The sequence below is a fragment of the Pseudoalteromonas maricaloris genome (genome assembly GCF_024746855.1).
GTDB lineage: Bacteria > Pseudomonadota > Gammaproteobacteria > Enterobacterales > Alteromonadaceae > Pseudoalteromonas > Pseudoalteromonas maricaloris.
The window spans coordinates 2,672,121-2,690,438 of the sequence record NZ_CP024625.1; the positions used below are offsets into that span (position 1 = coordinate 2,672,121).

The 18,318-nt window shown below is 44.2% G+C and carries 22 protein-coding genes and 1 pseudogene; 7 read left to right on the top strand and 16 right to left on the bottom strand.

Going from position 1 to position 18,318, the window contains the following annotated elements; all coding sequences use genetic code 11:
* Positions 1-71: 71 nt before the first annotated feature.
* From pdxJ to rpoE, 10 genes are all read right to left on the bottom strand, one after another.
* Positions 72-806, bottom strand: coding sequence for a pyridoxine 5'-phosphate synthase (gene pdxJ, locus CTT31_RS11660; protein ID WP_211857962.1), 735 nt, complete (start codon positions 804-806; stop codon positions 72-74).
* Positions 807-899: 93 nt separating this feature from the next.
* On the bottom strand, positions 900-1,592 hold the full coding sequence (recO, locus tag CTT31_RS11665; RefSeq protein WP_260491313.1) for a DNA repair protein RecO: 693 nt from the start codon (positions 1,590-1,592) through the stop codon (positions 900-902).
* Positions 1,593-2,492 carry a GTPase Era gene (era, locus tag CTT31_RS11670; RefSeq protein ID WP_045989845.1) on the bottom strand — a complete coding sequence of 300 codons (900 nt, stop codon included), beginning with the start codon at positions 2,490-2,492 and terminating at the stop codon, positions 1,593-1,595.
* Positions 2,482-3,159: a ribonuclease III gene (gene rnc / locus CTT31_RS11675; protein ID WP_010371291.1), complete on the bottom strand. Its 678-nt coding sequence runs from the start codon at positions 3,157-3,159 to the stop codon at positions 2,482-2,484. Before rnc ends, era begins: the two co-directional genes overlap by 11 nt.
* Positions 3,160-3,161: 2 nt before the next feature.
* Positions 3,162-4,097, bottom strand: coding sequence for a signal peptidase I (lepB, locus tag CTT31_RS11680; RefSeq protein ID WP_010371286.1), 936 nt, complete (start codon positions 4,095-4,097; stop codon positions 3,162-3,164).
* Between the two features lie 12 nt (positions 4,098-4,109).
* Entirely contained in the window at positions 4,110-5,897 is a 1,788-nt protein-coding gene (gene lepA / locus CTT31_RS11685) for a translation elongation factor 4 (RefSeq protein ID WP_017216097.1), read from the bottom strand.
* Between the two features lie 59 nt (positions 5,898-5,956).
* Complete coding sequence (locus CTT31_RS11690) at positions 5,957-6,415, bottom strand: SoxR reducing system RseC family protein (RefSeq protein ID WP_260491314.1); 459 nt, start codon at positions 6,413-6,415, stop codon at positions 5,957-5,959.
* Complete coding sequence (locus CTT31_RS11695; protein ID WP_010371273.1) at positions 6,412-7,362, bottom strand: MucB/RseB C-terminal domain-containing protein; 951 nt, start codon at positions 7,360-7,362, stop codon at positions 6,412-6,414. Before CTT31_RS11695 ends, CTT31_RS11690 begins: the two co-directional genes overlap by 4 nt.
* 3 nt (positions 7,363-7,365) lie before the next feature.
* Entirely contained in the window at positions 7,366-7,977 is a 612-nt protein-coding gene (locus CTT31_RS11700) for a sigma-E factor negative regulatory protein (RefSeq protein ID WP_260491315.1), read from the bottom strand.
* Position 7,978: 1 nt separating this feature from the next.
* The gene (gene rpoE, locus CTT31_RS11705; RefSeq protein ID WP_010371267.1) at positions 7,979-8,560 is read right to left on the bottom strand and encodes an RNA polymerase sigma factor RpoE; all 582 of its coding nucleotides are present in this window, start codon (positions 8,558-8,560) and stop codon (positions 7,979-7,981) included.
* A gap of 296 nt (positions 8,561-8,856) precedes the next feature.
* Between rpoE and nadB the strand changes: the two genes are divergently transcribed.
* Entirely contained in the window at positions 8,857-10,458 is a 1,602-nt protein-coding gene (gene nadB, locus CTT31_RS11710; protein ID WP_260491316.1) for an L-aspartate oxidase, read from the top strand.
* Between the two features lie 57 nt (positions 10,459-10,515).
* Here nadB and CTT31_RS23555 read toward each other — a convergent pair whose 3' ends face one another.
* Together CTT31_RS23555 and CTT31_RS11720 are read right to left on the bottom strand one after the other, a co-directional pair.
* On the bottom strand, positions 10,516-10,869 hold the full coding sequence (locus CTT31_RS23555) for a protein YgfX (protein WP_312026951.1): 354 nt from the start codon (positions 10,867-10,869) through the stop codon (positions 10,516-10,518).
* A gap of 40 nt (positions 10,870-10,909) precedes the next feature.
* On the bottom strand, positions 10,910-11,161 hold the full coding sequence (locus CTT31_RS11720; RefSeq protein ID WP_010371260.1) for an FAD assembly factor SdhE: 252 nt from the start codon (positions 11,159-11,161) through the stop codon (positions 10,910-10,912).
* A gap of 160 nt (positions 11,162-11,321) precedes the next feature.
* On the opposite strand from CTT31_RS11720, the gene ygfZ reads away from it, so the two are divergent.
* Together ygfZ and CTT31_RS11730 are read left to right on the top strand one after the other, a co-directional pair.
* The gene (gene ygfZ, locus CTT31_RS11725) at positions 11,322-12,233 is read left to right on the top strand and encodes a tRNA-modifying protein YgfZ (protein WP_260491318.1); all 912 of its coding nucleotides are present in this window, start codon (positions 11,322-11,324) and stop codon (positions 12,231-12,233) included.
* 11 nt (positions 12,234-12,244) lie between these two features.
* Positions 12,245-12,730 (top strand): FKBP-type peptidyl-prolyl cis-trans isomerase, encoded by a 486-nt coding sequence (locus tag CTT31_RS11730; protein ID WP_010371256.1) that lies wholly within the window; start codon positions 12,245-12,247, stop codon positions 12,728-12,730.
* Positions 12,731-12,761: 31 nt separating this feature from the next.
* On the opposite strand, the gene CTT31_RS11735 is transcribed toward CTT31_RS11730, so the two are convergent.
* From CTT31_RS11735 to CTT31_RS11745, 3 genes are read right to left on the bottom strand one after another with little or no spacing between them, the layout of a single operon-like run.
* Positions 12,762-13,211 carry a hypothetical protein gene (locus CTT31_RS11735; protein WP_017216102.1) on the bottom strand — a complete coding sequence of 150 codons (450 nt, stop codon included), beginning with the start codon at positions 13,209-13,211 and terminating at the stop codon, positions 12,762-12,764.
* Positions 13,212-13,222: 11 nt separating this feature from the next.
* Complete coding sequence (locus tag CTT31_RS11740; RefSeq protein WP_045989853.1) at positions 13,223-14,050, bottom strand: DUF481 domain-containing protein; 828 nt, start codon at positions 14,048-14,050, stop codon at positions 13,223-13,225.
* 17 nt (positions 14,051-14,067) lie between these two features.
* Positions 14,068-14,385 (bottom strand): DUF440 family protein, encoded by a 318-nt coding sequence (locus tag CTT31_RS11745; RefSeq protein ID WP_010371248.1) that lies wholly within the window; start codon positions 14,383-14,385, stop codon positions 14,068-14,070.
* Between the two features lie 192 nt (positions 14,386-14,577).
* Between CTT31_RS11745 and CTT31_RS11750 the strand changes: the two genes are divergently transcribed.
* The 4 genes and pseudogenes from CTT31_RS11750 to CTT31_RS11765 all read left to right on the top strand — a co-directional run bounded on the left by CTT31_RS11750 (position 14,578) and on the right by CTT31_RS11765 (position 17,373).
* Positions 14,578-15,375 (top strand): crotonase/enoyl-CoA hydratase family protein, encoded by a 798-nt coding sequence (locus tag CTT31_RS11750; RefSeq protein ID WP_211857971.1) that lies wholly within the window; start codon positions 14,578-14,580, stop codon positions 15,373-15,375.
* A 109-nt stretch (positions 15,376-15,484) separates the two neighbouring features.
* Positions 15,485-15,853 (top strand): CidA/LrgA family protein, encoded by a 369-nt coding sequence (locus CTT31_RS11755; RefSeq protein ID WP_010371242.1) that lies wholly within the window; start codon positions 15,485-15,487, stop codon positions 15,851-15,853.
* Positions 15,854-15,860: 7 nt separating this feature from the next.
* Positions 15,861-16,534 (top strand): annotated as a pseudogene (locus CTT31_RS11760) (LrgB family protein).
* Positions 16,535-16,551: 17 nt separating this feature from the next.
* A complete protein-coding gene (locus CTT31_RS11765; RefSeq protein ID WP_211857975.1) occupies positions 16,552-17,373 on the top strand; it encodes a mechanosensitive ion channel family protein in 822 nt (273 codons plus the stop codon).
* A 42-nt stretch (positions 17,374-17,415) separates the two neighbouring features.
* Here CTT31_RS11765 and CTT31_RS11770 read toward each other — a convergent pair whose 3' ends face one another.
* Positions 17,416-18,312 carry a mechanosensitive ion channel family protein gene (locus CTT31_RS11770; protein ID WP_010606748.1) on the bottom strand — a complete coding sequence of 299 codons (897 nt, stop codon included), beginning with the start codon at positions 18,310-18,312 and terminating at the stop codon, positions 17,416-17,418.
* Positions 18,313-18,318: the final 6 nt, after the last annotated feature.

Consider the following 18,318-nt stretch of genomic DNA (forward strand, 5'->3'; position numbering starts at 1 on the left):
ATTGTATTAACTCAATTACAAGGCAAAAAGAAAGGGCTGCACAGCCCTTTCGTTTTCTTTACCACTAAGCGTTATGCTTGTCTCGCCTCTAACATCAAACGCTTCATATCTCGTACTGCCTTTTCCAGCCCATCAATTGCTGCTCGAGCAACAATGGCATGACCAATGTTAAGTTCGTAGATTTCTGGCATTTGTGCAATCGGTTTAACGTTATGGTAATGCAAACCATGGCCAGCATTGACGATAAGACCTAGGCCATGAGCATACTGAACGCCCTCACGAATGCGCTCAAGCTCGGCGCTCATTTCGGTGTCGTTCTCAGCATCAGCATAAGCACCGGTGTGGATCTCAATGTAAGGGGCACCGGTTTGCTTTGCAGCATCTAGCTGCTTTTTATCCGCGTCGATGAACAAGCTTACTTTGATACCTGAATCAGCTAGGCGCTGAGTTGCCGCTGTGATCCTATCTAGATTACCCGCAACGTCTAAGCCACCTTCCGTGGTTAACTCTTCGCGTTTTTCTGGCACTAGGCAAACATATTCAGGTTTTACTTCGCAAGCGATGTCGAGCATTTCGTCAGTTACTGCGATTTCTAAATTCATACGTGTTTGGATGGTTTTTGCCATCACATAAACATCACGATCTTGAATATGGCGACGGTCTTCACGCAAGTGAATAGTAATGCCGTCGGCACCTGCGTGCTCAGCTACTGCAGCTGCATGTGCAGGATCAGGATAGCTAGTGCCACGCGCCTGACGAAGCGTTGCAATATGGTCTACGTTGACGCCGAGTAAAATATCTTTCATCGTTTATCCCTTGATAATATGACGTAGCAAGTGGATCACCCACTTATTACCGCAATACCAATTTACCGATTTATACTTTTGATTAAATTGGTATTATTTCTTTGAAATAAATAGTTCTCTACTTTTCAGCCCTTGCTTACCAACCAGCGGTGCCATTAATTTTCGTGTTAATAGCTTAGCCGCCCTTCTCACGGCAAGGTCTTGGAAATCTTGATTGGCAATGGCCAATAACATACTGCCCGGTATCGTATCAGGTTCACGACCGACTGCAATAAAACCGTACTCAGATACGTACTTATACGCGGCTTTTGGCCGCACTGGATTACCTTCTGCGTCAAATTCCAGTTCCACCCCTAAACCAAGCTCACCTAACAATTGCAATTCAAAGCTGCGTAAGATAGGTTCCACATCTTCATCTTGGGCCAAACGCATTAAATGTAGCTGATAGAGCGAAAAGATCTGCTCTAGCGGTTCGTTCGTTGGTACCACGCGTTGCGTTAGCTCATTGAGATACAAGCCGCAATATAACTGCCGCCCAACGAGTTGGATTTGATTGTCTGTGGGTTCAAAACGGTTTACGTATTTAAAATCGTATCTTCCTGCATATTGCAGTAAAAGTAATGAAAATGGCCGCAACTGGGCATTATGTTTGAGGGATTGCTTGCCCTTTACTCGGGCAAGCATTTTGAGTTGTCCAACGCCTTCGACCAGCACGTCAAGCAGTACCTGAGAATCGCTGTAAGGTCTGCGATGTAACAGATAGGCCTGTCGAAAGTCGCTATCCAATCAGTCTTCTCCGTACCCTAAGCTACGAAGAGCACGTTCGTCGTCTGCCCAACCAGATTTCACTTTAACCCAGCATTCGAGATAGACTTTGTTGTCTAGCATGTTTTCAAGATCTTTACGCGCTTCGCGACCGATAACTTTGAGCTTTTCGCCTTTGTTGCCGATCACCATGCGTTTTTGCGATTCGCGCTCAACAAGGATCAACGCGTTTATCTGCCAAACACCGTTGTCTTGCCACTTAAACTGTTCGATCTCAACCGTCACCGAGTACGGTAGCTCATCGCCCATAAAGCGCATCAGTTTTTCACGCACGATCTCTGCCGCCATAAAACGCATTGAGCGATCGGTAACGTAATCTTCAGGGAAATAGAATTCACATGCAGGTAAACGCTTGTGCACTTCTTCTCTGATCATATCAACGTTCTTACCTTGCTTCGCAGAGATAGGTACGATCCCGATAAAATCACCCTGTTCACTCAACCACTGAATATGTGGCATCAACAAGTCTTTATCTTTTACCTGATCAGTTTTATTCATCACCACCAAGATAGGACGACCGCTGTCTTTAACTTTGGTCAGTACCATTTCGTCATCAGGCGTCCAATGCGTCCCTTCAACGACAAAAATAACCAGTTCAACATCGCCGATTGAGCTTGACGCTGCTCGGTTCATTAAGCGGTTAATTGCACGCTTTTCTTCAATATGAAGTCCTGGCGTATCAACATACACCGCCTGATAGTTACCCTCTGTATGGATCCCCATGATGCGGTGACGAGTAGTTTGTGGCTTACGCGAGGTAATACTTACCTTTTGCTCAACCAATTTATTTAATAGTGTCGATTTACCTACGTTAGGTCTACCGACAATGGCAATCATGCCGCAATGTGTATCAAGCGTCATTCTTTAATATCTTAAGCGCTTTTTCGGCAGCTTTTTGCTCAGCTTTACGTCGCGAGCTGCCTACTGAAATTATACTTTCCATCCCTTCCACTATACATTCGACCGTGAATGTTTGGTTGTGAGCTTGCCCTTTGGTATCTATTACAGTGTAGCCCGGTAAAGGTAATTTTCGAGCTTGTAGATACTCCTGCAGCAGCGTCTTCGGGTCTTTTTGGTTATGACCAGGTGAAATCGCAGTTAAGCGCGATTCGTACCAACTTAGTACCAAATCTCTACACACATCGATGTCAGAGTCTAAGAAAACGGCACCAATAATGGCTTCTACTGCATCTGCGAGCGTTGACTCACGGCGAAACCCGCCGCTCTTCAGCTCACCTGGACCTAGGCGCAGATAATCACCTAGCGCGAATTCCACACCGAATTCCGCCAGCGTTTGACCACGCACTAACGTTGAGCGCATGCGGCTTAAATCACCTTCACGCGCTTTTGGAAACTTGTGATACAAAGCATTTGCAATCACAAAGCTTAAAATAGAGTCACCCAAAAATTCGAGACGCTCGTTGTGCTGGCCTTTGTGACTGCGATGCGTCAAAGCCTGCTCAAGCAGCGCCTTATCAGAGAAGTTGTACCCTATTTTATTATAAAGTTCTTCTACGTTTCTTTTCATTTTTACTGAATACTACCTAGGCGTTCAAAACGAACACCAGTTGGAACCCACCCTGGCAAAATGCTGTCTGGGCCATTATCAAAATCAAAACTTAACCAAATAAATACCGCTCTTCCAACCAAGTTTTCATCAGGTACAAAACCCCACATACGACTATCTTGGCTGTTATTACGGTTATCACCCATCGCAAAATAACTTCCCTCTGGTACTACCCACTCATCGCGGCGAGTACCAGGTTGTTGATAGTAGCGATCTGTTAACTCTAACACTTCAGGATTAATTAAAATATCATGTTCTACGTTTGGCAAATGCTCGGTTAGACGCACTAACTGCATTGGGCCTTGCGTAAACTCATCACGATTTACAATATCTACATCAATCTTGTTATATTCGCCACACGTCAACCCGTTTGCTTCGCTCTGCCCGTCTTCACACTTAGGTTTAATGTAAAGCTGACGATTGCGATAAACAATATGGTCACCCGGTAAACCAACAATACGCTTGATGAAATCAATACGCTCGTCTAGCGGAAACTTGAACACCGCAATATCACCGCGCTCAGGTGTACCCGTTTCAACGATTTTGCTACGCCACACAGGGTCTTTAATCCCATAAGCATATTTTTCCACTAGAATAAAATCGCCATCCAATAAGGTTGGCATCATTGAGCCTGATGGAATTTGAAACGGTTCAAAAATAAACGAACGGAAAATCGTGATCGCGGCAATCATAGGAAAAATTGATTTCGCGTTTTCAACAATGGCAGGTTCAGGTGCTATTTCCGCAATGATGTCGGCATCCAACTGAGTGTCAGACGCACCTTGCGCAATAGCAAGCCTAGCTTGTCTTTTTGGTGCATACACCAAATGATCGATCAACCAAATAAGGCCAGAACCGACCGTGAGTAGCACCAATAAAATTGAAAAATAACCTGCCATTTGTATTTCCTGTTACTTACCTACTTTCAATATTGCTAAGAATGCGTCTTGTGGCACTTCAACGTTACCAAGTTGCTTCATACGCTTCTTACCTTCTTTTTGCTTTTGCAGTAGCTTTTTCTTACGGCTCACGTCACCACCATAACATTTTGCGATTACGTTTTTACGTAACTGCTTAACTGTACTACGCGCAATGACGTGATTACCAATTGCAGCTTGAATAGCAATATCAAACATTTGGCGAGGGATCAATTCTCTCAGCGCTTCAGCTAACTGACGGCCACGCGTTTGTGAACCATCGCGGTGAACAATTATTGCAAGCGCATCAACGCGGTCGCCATTAATCAGAATATCCACACGCACCATGTCTGATGCTTCAAAACGCTTGAAGTTGTAATCGAGTGATGCAAAACCACGGCTGGTAGACTTCAACTTATCAAAGAAGTCCATTACCACTTCCGACATCGGCAGTTCATAGGTTAACGCAACTTGCTTACCGTGATAGGTCATCTTGGTCTGCATACCACGCTTTTCAACACACAGCGTGATCACGTTTCCTAAATACTCTTGCGGAACGAGAATATTTGCTTCAACGATTGGTTCACGAATTTCAATAATGTCGTTTACTGGCGGTAAATCCGATGGATTATCGATTTTCACCACACCGTGCTTAGTTTCTACTTCATAGATTACCGTTGGTGCCGTGGTGATCAGATCCATGTCGTATTCACGTTCAAGGCGCTCTTGAATAATTTCCATGTGGAGCATACCAAGGAAGCCACAACGGAAACCAAAGCCTAGTGCTGTTGAGTTTTCAGGCTCGAAGAATAGTGATGCATCGTTGAGGCTCAATTTATTAAGCGCATCGCGGAAATTTTCGTAGTCATCAGATGAAATTGGGAACATTCCCGCGTATACCTGAGGCTTCACCTTTTGGAAACCAGGCAAACGGTCTGTTGCAGAATCACGAGCCATGGTAATGGTATCACCAACTGGTGCACCATGGATGTCTTTGATACCTGCGATAACAAAACCTACTTCACCCGTTCTCAACACCCCGGTATTAGTCTGCTTCGGTGTAAAGATACCAACCTTATCTACTTGGTGAGCTTGCTCTGTAGACATGATCTTGATCTTCTCGCCCGCTCTTAATTCACCGTTTTTAATACGTACCAATGACACTACGCCTTGGTACGGGTCAAACCATGAATCGATAATCAGTGCCTGTAGTGGCGCATTTGGCTCACCTTCTGGTGGCGGAATATCACGTACGATCACTTCGAGCACTTCATCAATGCCGATCCCCGTTTTCGCACTACAGCGAACCGCTTCTAATGCTTCAATACCAACGATATCTTCAATTTCTTCGGCAACGCGAAGTGGATCAGCCTGTGGTAAGTCAATTTTGTTTAGTACTGGAATAACTTCCAAGTCCATCTCAAGTGCGGTGTAACAGTTCGCTAGAGTTTGTGCTTCTACACCTTGACCCGCGTCAACAACCAATAGCGCACCTTCACAAGCGGCAAGAGAGCGCGACACTTCATAAGTGAAGTCAACGTGTCCCGGTGTGTCGATAAAGTTTAGCTGGTAGGTTTCACCATCTTTTGCTTGATAGTTAAGCGTTACACTCTGTGCTTTGATGGTAATACCGCGCTCACGTTCGATGTCCATCGAATCCAGTACCTGCTGCTGCATTTCGCGGTCTGTTAAACCTCCACAAACTTGGATTAAGCGGTCTGATAGCGTCGATTTTCCATGGTCAATGTGGGCAATAATAGAAAAGTTACGGATATGCTTCATATACTGGATTCAATACTTCTGTTAGTCACAAATAGAGATTAAGGCCTCGATTTTACATTTTATTTAGTACAATCACCATCTATTTGCGTTATTGGTAGGCTAATTGGGTAAATTTTTATCACTTTTACCTGATGTTTGAGTTTATCCCCTTGGACTCTGGCGAAAAATAAACCGAGTGCTGCACTCGTAAATGCAATAAATATCTGCAAAGGTTCATTGAGACCAAGTACGAGGGCCGCGATAAACATGCCGGCAAAAGCAAAAAGCAATGGCATCATGTAAACATAAAACGCATGTTTCACCACATTAGAGTCGTCTAATGCCAACTTAATTTTTTGGCCAATTTCGACGGATTCCGTCAAATCTACAGGGAATTGTTTTTTGTGGGTGCCAAAGAGTTTGGCGAATACTTGGGAGCCGCATTTGCCGTTACAGCCTTCACAAGCGGGTTTTGGCTGCGCTTCTAAGTAGACAGTTGCGCCTTTGATGGCGGCAACTGTCAGAGTTTGTTCTATCATAAAGGTCTTTTCACAGACTCAGCGATTGCTTTTGCGGTCATTGCTGGAATATTTCCAACTACGGATACGTCAAACGCACCTGTGTTGTGTACATACACCGTTGTTGCACCTGACGAGAGCGCTCCACTTGGGCGCTGGCCCGGTAAAGGACGTTGTACAAATACCGAAATATCAACAAGGCCGTCGGAAAACAAGTAGTAGTCTGCCAGCTCATTGTTTAAATCTAACTTATGTCTGTCAGATTTTAGCAGCTCGAAGCCCTGAGGTAACCAACCAATTTGCCAATTGTTTTTTGTGCCATTCTCAAGTGTCTTCAACAACCCAGATACGGCTTCAGGAAACTGCTTTTGTGAAAGTTCTAACAATTGTTCGGCTGGGGTTTCAGTCACGCTGATATGGGTAAGCTGAAGCTGCTCTAACAATTCGCCTTGTTGGTTTACGTAAGCGGATTTTAGCAACAGAGATGACTCGGTATCGATCCACAACCAATAGTTGTATTTAGCGTCATCCTTTGCTTCTAACCTGACAAGCTGAGCAGGTCTGTCAACGATCCGACCTTTACCCCCTAAAACAAAATCATAGCTTTCTTTGAGGCTGTCGATATTTTTGAATAAAACTTCGGGAATAGGACCTGCTATCGAATCTGTTTGGATGGTGTAAGGCTCAGACTTTGGTTCAAAATAAGTCACTTTGTCACCAATGCGGATCATTTCAAGTCCAGCACCATTGAGCAAACTTAAAAGCTCAAATTCAGTCCCATCTTGGTTACCATGAAGCCAACGGTAAGGCTCCATAGATTTTCCTTTCACCACGACAAACGATGCATCAAAGTTTCTATGATGCACCGCTTCGGCCATGTCTTTTAGCAGTTGTTTGGCTGATACGCTTTCATTTGCCCACAGCCAACTAGAGAAAAATACACTTACTACAACTAACAGTGCTCTCATTTATTACTCTTTTTCCTCTTGCTTTTCAGCGGTGTTGTTTTCACCAGATTGCTGCAGCGCATACGCCATGCGTGACTGTCTTTGATGCTCTAGCACCAATGCACCAATACGTTGCTGCTGTAACTCTCTAATGCCTTTAGCCGCTGATTCAAGCGCAGGCTCAGTTGATAAGCTCACAGGAGAAACGCCTCCAGCAAAAGGAGTAGATTGCAACTGTAACGTATCACCCGCAGGTAAAGTCGCGTCAGAGCTTAGCGTATTAACCCCAAGCACAGCAAACAATGACACACTTGCCGCGATAGCCACTTGTGCAAACGGCTTACGCCATGCACTTAGCTCAATCACATTGCTCTTTGGCGTCGTTTCTTTTTTCACTTGCTCAACGGCCGGCTCACTATACGTTTGCTCTTGTTCAAGTGCCGCTGCAAAGCTGCTGGTGATATCAATGCAAGGTGTGTCTTGCTTTTGACTACGCATTACATCACCAATCAAGGCATACCGAGCAAACTTTTGATCGTCTAAACGAACATCAGTTTCAGCGTTGAGTGACAGATCACCGTCAAAAATTTGCGATGTCGTTAAATCTTCTGTCACTTGTTTTTCAGCTTGTGCCATATTAAGACTCACCTATTAATGGGTTCAAATTGTTATCTATCGCTTCCCTTGCGCGAAAAATTCTCGAACGAACTGTACCTACCGGACAATCCATAATGACAGCGATTTCCTCGTAGCTCATGCCTTCGATTTCACGCAAAGTAATTGCGGTTTTTAAATCGTCAGGCAAGCGCTCGATAGTTTTGAAAATCACTGCTTTCACTTCGTCGCTTAACAATAGATTTTCCGGTGAAGCGTTCGATCTTAATTGGTCTGCACCATCATAAAACTCGGCTTCTTCCGCATCTACGTCGTTTGCTGGCGGCTTTCGACCAAGCGCCACCAAATAATTTTTTGAACAGTTAACCGCGATTCTATACAACCAAGTATAAAATGCGCTCTCGCCCCTAAAGTTAGGCAACGCTCGATAAGCTTTAATGAACGTTTCCTGTGCCACATCTGCCACATCGCCTTGATTCGCTACATAACGAGAAATCAGCGCTGCGACTTTATTTTGATACTTGGCAACTAACAGGTTGAATGCGTTTTTATCTCCCTGTTGAACGCGTTTAACTATATCTAGATCTAAATCCTGCTCGCTCATTCGAGCCGGTACTCCTCTTTTTGCTTTTCTAAATCGTATCTAGTTGCCATCATTCACAGCTACTCTGACTTAGTACTGAATAAAAAGTTCTGTTTTTTTGTATTTTTTTTTAAAATAAACGAATTCATCCATCTTTGCGTACTAGTTCTTGGCTGCTTTTTAGCATTATTCCATTAGCAGTCACACAAAATGTTCTAAATGATTCTCATTAAACGGAACAAACTCTCTGCCTTCTATGATAGCAGATGTGGTATAAATAGCAGAATTAAACGCAAAAACAGTAAAGATCTTCGAATATGAAAAATACGACTCACCACAATACTGATGTAGTCATTATTGGTAGTGGCGCTGCTGGACTCTCTCTTGCGCTCTCTTTGGCAAACCACTGTAAAGTTACCGTGATAAGCAAAGGGGCGTTAAAAGAAGGCTCCACACTTTATGCTCAAGGTGGCATTGCCGCAGTATTCGATAAGAAACATGACAGTATTGAATCACATGTCGAAGACACGCTTGCGGCAGGCGCTGGTTTATGTGACCGCGATGCGGTGCACTACACCGCCTCAAATGCAAAAAATTGCTTGAAGTGGCTGATTGAACAAGGCGTACCATTTGATATGGAAGTGGATAGCAAAGGGAAAGAGCGCTTTCATTTAACCCGCGAAGGTGGGCATTCACATCGCCGTATATTGCACGCAGCTGATGCAACGGGTAAAGCCGTTCAAACCACATTAATTAGCCAAGTGCAGTTACACCCAAAAATTAATATACTTGAGCAATACAACGCCATCGATCTCATCAAAGATAAACATGGCGACTCAAGCGATATCAAAGGTGTTTATGTATACAACCGCAAAGCGGATAGAGTTGAGAGCATATCGGCTAAGTTTGTCGCTTTAGCAACGGGTGGCGCAAGTAAAGTTTACTTGTATACCTCAAATCCAGATGTTTCTTCGGGTGACGGCATCGCAATGGCGTGGCGTGCGGGTTGTCGTGTGACCAACATGGAGTTTAACCAATTTCATCCAACCAGCTTATACCACCCTGAGCTACAAAACTTTTTAATAACCGAAGCCATGCGCGGTGAAGGCGCGCTGCTTAAACGTCCTGACGGCACACGCTTTATGCCTGACTTCGATGAGCGCGAAGAACTCGCTCCTCGCGATGTAGTCGCCCGTGCCATTGACTATGAGATGAAACGATTGGGCGCAAATTGCGTCTATCTGGATATCTCACATAAAGACAAAGAGTTCATCATTGAGCACTTCCCTACGATTTATGCTAAGTGCCTAAGTGTTGGTTTAGATATCACCAAAGAGCCAATCCCCGTAGTGCCAGCGGCGCATTATACCTGCGGTGGTGTTATGACTGACTTTAACGGTCGTACTGACATCGACAATTTATATGCAATCGGCGAAGTGGCTTACACAGGTCTACACGGCGCAAACCGCATGGCGAGTAACTCGTTATTAGAATGCATTGTGTTTGCCCACGCAGCCGCAAAAGATATTTTAGCTAAAATCGATAATCGTCCTGAGCCATCTAAGTTACCAGATTGGGATGAAAGCCGTGTCAGCGACTCGGATGAAGAAGTAGTGATCACCCACAACTGGCATGAACTTAGATTGTTTATGTGGGATTATGTTGGCATTGTTCGCTCTACTAAACGGTTAGAACGTGCGCTACGCCGCGTTGAGTTATTGCAGCAAGAGATCCACGATTATTACGCCAACTTTAGAGTGAGTAACAACCTGCTTGAATTACGTAACTTAGTACAAGTAGCTGAACTGATTATTCGCAGCGCGTTAGAACGTAAAGAAAGTCGTGGACTGCACTATACCATTGACTTTCCAGACATGGCTGAAAACTCCACACCGACCGTTTTGTCACCGACAAAATAATAATATTTGAATATCGAGCATGTGCTGATTTTTATCGCCATGCTCTGGTCGCTGTTTCTACTTGGCTTGCAGCGCAGTGCGACAAAGTAAACGCCAGTCCGCTTCTGGTATTGCCTGTCGAGTCAAAAATATCTGCTGCTTAGCTTGGTTCGCATCCATGATTTTTAGCGCTATTTGACTATCAAACCATATGGTCGCACCAATAAGCTGCCCTTTGCAATTTATCGTTTGCGACTGTATTTCAATGAAGTTTTCTTTTGGGAGCATGAGTACAGCACCCGCCTTTGGTGTACGAGACAGAACAGTTTGCCAACTGCAATAACCCGTCACGGCGAATACGATTGCGACTAACCACCACAGCGCAGGAAACAGCAGAAAAAGGATAAAAGCGAGGCAAGAAAAAAGAACCACAAAGAAGGTGTGGTTCTGAAGATTGTGTTGAAAGTCGATTCTATACGCGGATCCGATCAAGGATTAACTTAACCATGCGTTTTAGCTCTGGATCTGGACATTCTTCATGACCCATAAACCAAGCGAATAAATCTGGATCCTCACAGGTAACTAGACGCTGAAACACGTACTTACCTTCGTCGGATAGCGCGTCATAAGCCTGCTCAACAAACGGCTCTAAAATAACGTCCAGCTCTAACATGCCACGACGGCAAGCCCATTTAACTCGAGCTTTAGGCAGTAACTCAACCATAAACTGATTAACCCCTCATAAACTATTGAGAAAATTATACCCACTGTGCAGGACATATGCCATAAAACTTATAGAAATGGCACATTGAAATCGTCCGTCCCTATCTCCACTTATGATTTTACGGTAACATTACGAAAACACTTTAATAGGGATCAACATTATGTCAATTGCTCGTGCTTATGCGCTTCCGTTCAAGGTTATTCGCATTTCAGGACAAGATAAACTTAGCTATTTGCACGGTCAGGTTACTCAAGACATTAACCTTATCAAAGAAGATAATTTTATGTGGTCTGGGCATTGTAGCCCTAAAGGCAAACTTTGGTCTGTGTCGCGCTTAACTCGCTATCAAGACGACTACTTAATGCTTGCTGGTGTAGCCGAAGCTGAAGCATCACTTCGTGAGCTAAAAAAGTACGGCGTTTTTGCCAAAGTTGACATTGACTTTGCTGACTGCGAAGTCTTTGGCTTAATGACTCAAGACAGTAAAGCGCTTGCTACTGCCTTTGGCGTTGAGCTTTCGTCTGACGCAAGCGCTATTGATGTTGCCAACGGCAAGCTGCTAAAACTCGCAGACGAGCGCTTTGTTTTCATCGCGTTCGAAGGCGCAGATTTACCCGCGGACGTGGAACAACAAAGCAATCCAGCACCGTTTATTGCGGCCAGCATTTTAGCAGGAGAGCCAAGCCTTGATGCAGAACACGTGGACGAATTTGTACCACAAATGGTTAACCTTCAAGCCCTTAACGGGATCAGCTTTAAGAAAGGTTGCTATACTGGTCAAGAAACCGTAGCTCGAATGCGCTATCTTGGTAAAAACAAACGTGCCATGTACATAGTGACAGGCATCGCTTCAGAGCGCATCGAAGAGGCAGACATTGAACTGCAGATTGAAGACAACTGGCGTCGTGGCGGCAAGGTTATTCAACAAACCTTTGATGCTAACAGCGGCCGTTATTATGCGCTGGCTGTGATGCCAAATGACACACCACAAGACGCGGTGCTAAGAGCAAAAAATTCACCAGAGGTGAGTCTTACTATTCAACCTCTACCTTATTCTTTAGAAGACAACTAACGGGATCTTATATGATTATTGGCCCTAACTCGGTAGTGACAATCCACTACTCAGTTCAAGACAAAGACAACAACACGATTGATAGCACATTTGATGATGAGCCTGTAATAGCAATGCTTGGCTCAGGCTATCTGATCCCAGGTCTTGATGATGCCCTACAAGGCAAACAAGCTGGTGACACTTTCAGTGTGACCATCGAGCCACAAGAAGGTTATGGTGAGCGCTTTGACGAACTGACTCAAGCCGTTCCTAAATCAATGTTTGAAGACATGGAAATCGAAGTGGGTATGCAATTTAGAGCTACCACCGACGAGGGCGACCAAATCGTTGTGATTATTGGTATCGAAGACGAAGAAGTCATTGTTGACGCGAACCACCCGCTTTCTGGGATCACGCTGAACTTTGACGTTGAAGTGCTTGAAGTACGTGAAGCTACAGCTGAAGAAGTTGCCCACGGCCATGTTCATGGCGAAGGCGGTTGTGGTCACGACCACTAAGATTAGTCGAGTTACTAATAGAAAGCGCTGATCATTCAGCGCTTTTTTCTTGTTTAAGTTTACTTTCCATTGCCGTAACCAAGTTGGCTTGGTCATTTGTACCTAAGCGATATTTAGTACCGTCCTTCATCACCACTTCGAGCGCCTTGAATCCAGCAACTGTGTATACCCAACCGTCTGTGCTGATCCGCATGCCAATACCATGACGTAGAGAATTAGTCACAGGCTGAACATAATCGATATCGTCAAACTTTAAGGTCATTTTGGCGACCGACGGTCCAAACCACCAGCTTAACGTCTGTTGTTCTTGGTTCACTTGAATGGTTAAGCCATAAAAAATAAACGCAACAAGCGCGAGGATCACCAAAAAGCTAACAAAGGCAAGATTGCTACCTGTTAGGAAAATTGCCAATATGGTAAAACTGGCGATAAAGGCTAGAAACAGCCATATAACCCATGCAAACTGTGTATTTTTATACATCGATAGTCTTCTTAATCAAAGCTGTAAACTAATGTAGCACCAAGTTCAGTGTCTACCTTTTCTTTTTCATTTTCTGGCTGCGAATTATAACGGTAAATAAACGCAAACTTCAGCGCAATCCCGCCAATCACTTGTGTAACTAGCGCGGACTCAGCAAACAATCGGGAGTTTAAACCTGACAGCGATTGCTCAAAACTGACGTCTTGATTAAAGCGGGTGCGCTTTGACACGTTTCTTTCCCACTGCAATGCCATACGCAAAAGCTGGCCTTGCTCCGTTCTATCTTCTTCCGGCTCAAGCTCGATTTCGTTATCCACACGAGAGATAGACATACCGGGACCGATGTCAATATCTACCGTGTTCTTTCGTCCCTCATATACACGATTGCCATAACCTAGCGCAAATGTCGTGGTGTATTCCTTGCCATTAAACCTGTCACGCTCATAGTCGCCGTACATAAAGAACGAAGCGTTATCGTCCCCTAGCTTGTAGTTACCTTGCGCAGAGCCAAAGTAGCGCGACGCTGAGACATCTTCGACGTCTGTTTCTGTATTTTGCTCGCGGCGATAAAGGCCATTAAATTTAAATTGATTACGCCACTTGGGGAAATCTTGGTAGAGATTACTTTTTAACTTAAATGACGTGTTTTGCGTATTACCTTTGTTAACGATAAAACCAAATTCAACGTCACCGTACAGCATCTCGCCCTTGTGTTTTTGATGAATTTCGTCATCGGGCATTTTACCATATTCGTGAAAATCTTCGAATGGATCCGTAGCTAAGCTTGGTAACGAAACCAAGCCAATTGCAAATAAAGTGAAAGTTCTAAAAAACGGCACTGATAACTACTTTCCGGTTATTGCTTCCAAATGATATGACAAAACGGTGCGTCTAAATCTCTGCTAATCAAAATTTTTGCGTACACCTGATCCGAGTCATCAAACTCGATACCAACCAAAACCTGAACGAAGTGCTCTGGCTCTGCTTCTTGTTCATACGCAGTGATGCTCGACCAACTCTCATCCGGCTCACTTTCTTCAATGAAACCTCGATCTTCGCGATGTTCGTTGAACATATTAATATCGTGTTCTTCAAGATTATCCGGGGCCAACTCAAGGAAGATATCATATGCTTGGTGAGTGGCTTCTTCGATGCTACAAAGTCTCGCTGTCATGGACGCTAGCCTGTTGTTTTAAAATTGGCGCAATGATAGCAAAATGAGGTAAAACATAAATACTTAGTCGCGATAATCAAACAGAAAATAACGCTAAATGACGAACAAATTATCGGTAAAAGTTGAATGTCACACCGCTTTTAAGTTATTACTCTAAAACTATCGCATAAAACCCGCAGGGAGCATCTCATCATGATTTCATTTTCCGAAGCGAACAACATCGCATTTGTGACCCTATCTCGACCAGAAAAACAAAACGCGCTGTCTGTTGAAATGTTTGTTGGTTTAGATAATGCAATAAAGAAAATTAGAAATAGCAAATCAATTAGAGCTGTCGTTATCCAAGGTGAAGGCGCACATTTTTGTGCCGGTCTAGATGTAAAAAGCGTGCTGAATAAACCTTTTGGGATCATCAAGCTACTTAAAAAATGGTTACCTGGTAATGCTAACTTAGCACAAAGAGTCGTACTCGGCTGGCAAGCTTTACCTGTTCCTGTTATCGCCAAGATCACAGGCAATTGTCTAGGTGGTGGCTGTCACATTGCATTAGGTGCGGACATTCGTTTAGCCGATAACAGTGCGCAGCTTGCCATTATGGAAGCCAAATGGGGACTCTGCCCTGACATGGGCGGCAGCTTACTTTTACCTGCCACAATGAACAAGGATAAGGCACTGCTGATGACAGTCCATGCACAGCGAATAGATGCCCAGCAAGCACTAAAGGACGGTCTCATTACCGAACTCTGTGATGATGTTGACGCTAGACTCTCAGAATTACTCACTCAATTTAGCGCACGCTCGCCAGATGCCATTGCAGCAATTAAGAAAGTGTATAATCGAGCCTACAACCAGCCCGCCCGTAAACTGCTATGGTTAGAAACATGGTCACAAATCAAATTGCTCGCAGCCAAAAATACCAAAATTGCGATGAAGAATGCCTCTGTAGCTGATGAGAATAAAAAGCCATTTTTGCCTCGCATGAAGTGGTAACGTCAGATTTAAAGCCCATTTGCCCAAAGTATAATGGTCATCGCAATACGAGAGCGTACAATTAGGCATCATACAGCTAGGCCATTGCAGCGCTGAGGATTTACATTTAATGGTACACAGAGCGAAGTTGATATTACGATTTGCACTAGGCTTTGCCATCATTTTGGCGTGTCTCTTCAGCGCTAAATGGATTATTCAGCTTAGTGCTTTACAGATCCCAGCCGCCCTACTTGGCATGGTGTTTCTTGTCATACTCCTTGCCACAAAAATCATTAAAGTAGAATGGTTAGCCCCCGCAGCAGAGCCCATCTTAAAATACATGGCGCTGTTTTTCATTCCAGCGGGAGTGGGCTTGGTAGAGCATCTCAGTTTGTTTCAATCCCACTGGCTTATGCTGCTGTTATTGCTAGTTGGTGTTCCAACAATAAGTCTTGTATTGTTAAGCCCTATCGTTAAGAGCATCAAGTTTCGTGATTAATATAATTATGGCGTCAGCGCTCACTGTGCTGCTATTTTTTAGTGCACGCAAACTATATCAGCGCATCTCCTTACCGATATTAAACCCTGTGCTGATCTGCATTTTGGTCATTTCGGCATTTCTACTATTCACTAAGTTCGACTACAAGGTATATCAACAAGCAACGCTACCAATTCATTACTTGTTAGAGCCAGCGGTCGTTGCACTCGCTTACCCCTTGTATAAACAATTTCACCAAATTAAACCGGTATTTTTTGCATTGTGCTTAACCAGTTGGTTGGGTGTTTCACTGTCTACGTTAAGCGCTTTTCTTATCTGCCAGTTTTTTGCAGCCGATCCGCAGCTCTCAGCTTCAATGGCGGCCCTGTCGGTTACAACACCAATCACCTTACTCATTAGTGATTATCTCGGGGGATCCCCGCTATTGCAGCGATTATGGTGATACTAATTGGTGTATTTGGTGGCGTGTTTGGACTACATATTTTGCACTGGTGTAAAGTTGACCATATGCAAGCGAAAGGCACCGCGCTTGGTGTTGCTTGCCATGCAATAGGCACAGCCGCAGCGATAGAGCATCACCCCATGGCTGGGGCTTTTGCTTCAGCAGCGATGACAATTACCGCCATGATAACTGCACTTTGGGTGCCTTTGTTTTATCATTGGTTGGCTACTCTAATTTAATAACTCGGGATACGACTGTGATCAATCAAGAAATCGAGCAAATAGAACACTATTACAACATTATTCGAGAGTATCTGGTGACGTACAGTTTCCAATTGCTCGCTGCGATATTCATCTTCCTTCTCGGTTTGTGGTTATCAAGAAAGCTGTCTAAAGCGACTGAAAACTTGATGCTAAAACACAATATCGATCCTGCTTTAACCAACTTTATTGGCAATGTGATCAAGGTGCTTATCATTGCCATGTTTGTGATTATTTCTCTTGGCAAGGTTGGCATCAGTATCACACCATTTGTCGCCGCCATCGGTGCCGCGTCTCTAGGTGCTGGTCTTGCACTGCAAGGTATGCTGGCAAACTATGGCGCTGGGCTTGCCATCATTGCTACCCGCCCATTTGTGATTGGCGATACCATCAGCATCAAAGGGGTTAACGGCCAAGTTAAAATGATTGAGCTTGGACATACCACGCTCATCAACGAAGACAAAGTAGAGATCACTATCCCGAATAAACATGTGGTGGGAGAAATTCTCCATAACTCATTTGCAAACTCTCTGGTTAAAGGTGAAATAGGAATAGCTTATGATGCTGATTATCAAGGCGCATTAACACTTATCAATCAGGTACTCGCTGATAATGCTAAGGTCAGTCAAGACCCTAAGCCTCAGGTGGGGATTGAGGAATTTGCCGACAGTGCAGTGATATTGAGTTACCGCTACTGGGTGCCTACGACTTCACTTATCGAAACTAAATTAGAAGTGAATAAAACGGTGTTTGCCGCGATTAAAAATGCGGAAATAGAAATTCCATTCCCGCAACGAGTGGTTAAAATCATTCAGTGAGTAAACTCAATAACGGCTAGGGTGCTAGCCGTTATTCTACCCTCAGTTTTCATCAGGCTTTTCCATAGAAAAGCCACTGCGTAAATGAAGATCGCGCTGTGGAAACGGGATCTCGATTTGATATTTTCGAAAGGCATCATCGATAGCCCAGAGGTAATCAGAAACCAGCGCTGTTGGTCGCTTTACCTGCTCAGGTTGCACCCAAACTCCTAGCGTGAAATTCAAGCTACTATCACCAAACCCTGTCATCCATACCGTTGCTTCTCGCCCCGGCGTATTCAAGGTATATTGGACATTTTTGGCCGCTTCCAATGCGGCACGCTTCACCTTCTCTTTGTCGCTGCCGTAGGCCACCGAAAAAGGAATACGGAAACGACGATATTTATCCGACATTGTCCAATTGGTAATTGTATTTGACACCATTTCCGAGTTTGGAATAAGCAGGTCGACGTTGTCATTTGTACGGATCCAAGTTGAGCGCATGTGAATGGCGATGACTTCTCCCACCACCCCGTTGGTCAGCTCAACAAAGTCCCCAACTTTGACGGTTTTCTCTAGCAGTAATACCAGACCAGAGACAAAGTTATTCACTAGACCTTGTAGGCCCAAGCCAATCCCAACGCCGAGTGCACTGGCAACAAGCGCCAACTCAGTGATCTCTATTCCTAAGGCCGTCAGCGCAATAATAAGACCAATAAATAATACGATGTAGTGAATGATCCTGCCTATCACATAGGCTGAGGTATGCTGGATCACCCCTTGTCTTGACGCGAGACGATTAAATGCTAGTCGTAGGATCTTGGAGATCACCAAAGTCGCAACGATCACCGCGATAAATGAGAGTGCTTCTCCCACCTCTAATGAAAATTTACCTAATGAAAATAGCTTTTGGTCAAGCCACGGAATATCAACTTCTATATCTATTGGTGCTTTTATCATGGTTAT

Excerpts from the sequence above, each read along its gene's own strand:
- pdxJ (WP_211857962.1), bottom strand. The coding sequence starts at position 806 with ATGAAAGATATTTTACTCGGCGTCAACGTAGACCATATTGCAACGCTT.
- era (WP_045989845.1), bottom strand. The coding sequence starts at position 2,492 with ATGACGCTTGATACACATTGCGGCATGATTGCCATTGTCGGTAGACCT.
- rnc (WP_010371291.1), bottom strand. The coding sequence starts at position 3,159 with ATGAAAAGAAACGTAGAAGAACTTTATAATAAAATAGGGTACAACTTC.
- lepB (WP_010371286.1), bottom strand. The coding sequence starts at position 4,097 with ATGGCAGGTTATTTTTCAATTTTATTGGTGCTACTCACGGTCGGTTCT.
- lepA (WP_017216097.1), bottom strand. The coding sequence starts at position 5,897 with ATGAAGCATATCCGTAACTTTTCTATTATTGCCCACATTGACCATGGA.
- CTT31_RS11690 (WP_260491314.1), bottom strand. The coding sequence starts at position 6,415 with ATGATAGAACAAACTCTGACAGTTGCCGCCATCAAAGGCGCAACTGTC.
- CTT31_RS11695 (WP_010371273.1), bottom strand. The coding sequence starts at position 7,362 with ATGAGAGCACTGTTAGTTGTAGTAAGTGTATTTTTCTCTAGTTGGCTG.
- CTT31_RS11700 (WP_260491315.1), bottom strand. The coding sequence starts at position 7,977 with ATGGCACAAGCTGAAAAACAAGTGACAGAAGATTTAACGACATCGCAA.
- rpoE (WP_010371267.1), bottom strand. The coding sequence starts at position 8,560 with ATGAGCGAGCAGGATTTAGATCTAGATATAGTTAAACGCGTTCAACAG.
- nadB (WP_260491316.1), top strand. The coding sequence starts at position 8,857 with ATGAAAAATACGACTCACCACAATACTGATGTAGTCATTATTGGTAGT.
- CTT31_RS11720 (WP_010371260.1), bottom strand. The coding sequence starts at position 11,161 with ATGGTTGAGTTACTGCCTAAAGCTCGAGTTAAATGGGCTTGCCGTCGT.
- ygfZ (WP_260491318.1), top strand. The coding sequence starts at position 11,322 with ATGTCAATTGCTCGTGCTTATGCGCTTCCGTTCAAGGTTATTCGCATT.
- CTT31_RS11730 (WP_010371256.1), top strand. The coding sequence starts at position 12,245 with ATGATTATTGGCCCTAACTCGGTAGTGACAATCCACTACTCAGTTCAA.
- CTT31_RS11735 (WP_017216102.1), bottom strand. The coding sequence starts at position 13,211 with ATGTATAAAAATACACAGTTTGCATGGGTTATATGGCTGTTTCTAGCC.
- CTT31_RS11745 (WP_010371248.1), bottom strand. The coding sequence starts at position 14,385 with ATGACAGCGAGACTTTGTAGCATCGAAGAAGCCACTCACCAAGCATAT.
- CTT31_RS11750 (WP_211857971.1), top strand. The coding sequence starts at position 14,578 with ATGATTTCATTTTCCGAAGCGAACAACATCGCATTTGTGACCCTATCT.
- CTT31_RS11755 (WP_010371242.1), top strand. The coding sequence starts at position 15,485 with ATGGTACACAGAGCGAAGTTGATATTACGATTTGCACTAGGCTTTGCC.
- CTT31_RS11770 (WP_010606748.1), bottom strand. The coding sequence starts at position 18,312 with ATGATAAAAGCACCAATAGATATAGAAGTTGATATTCCGTGGCTTGAC.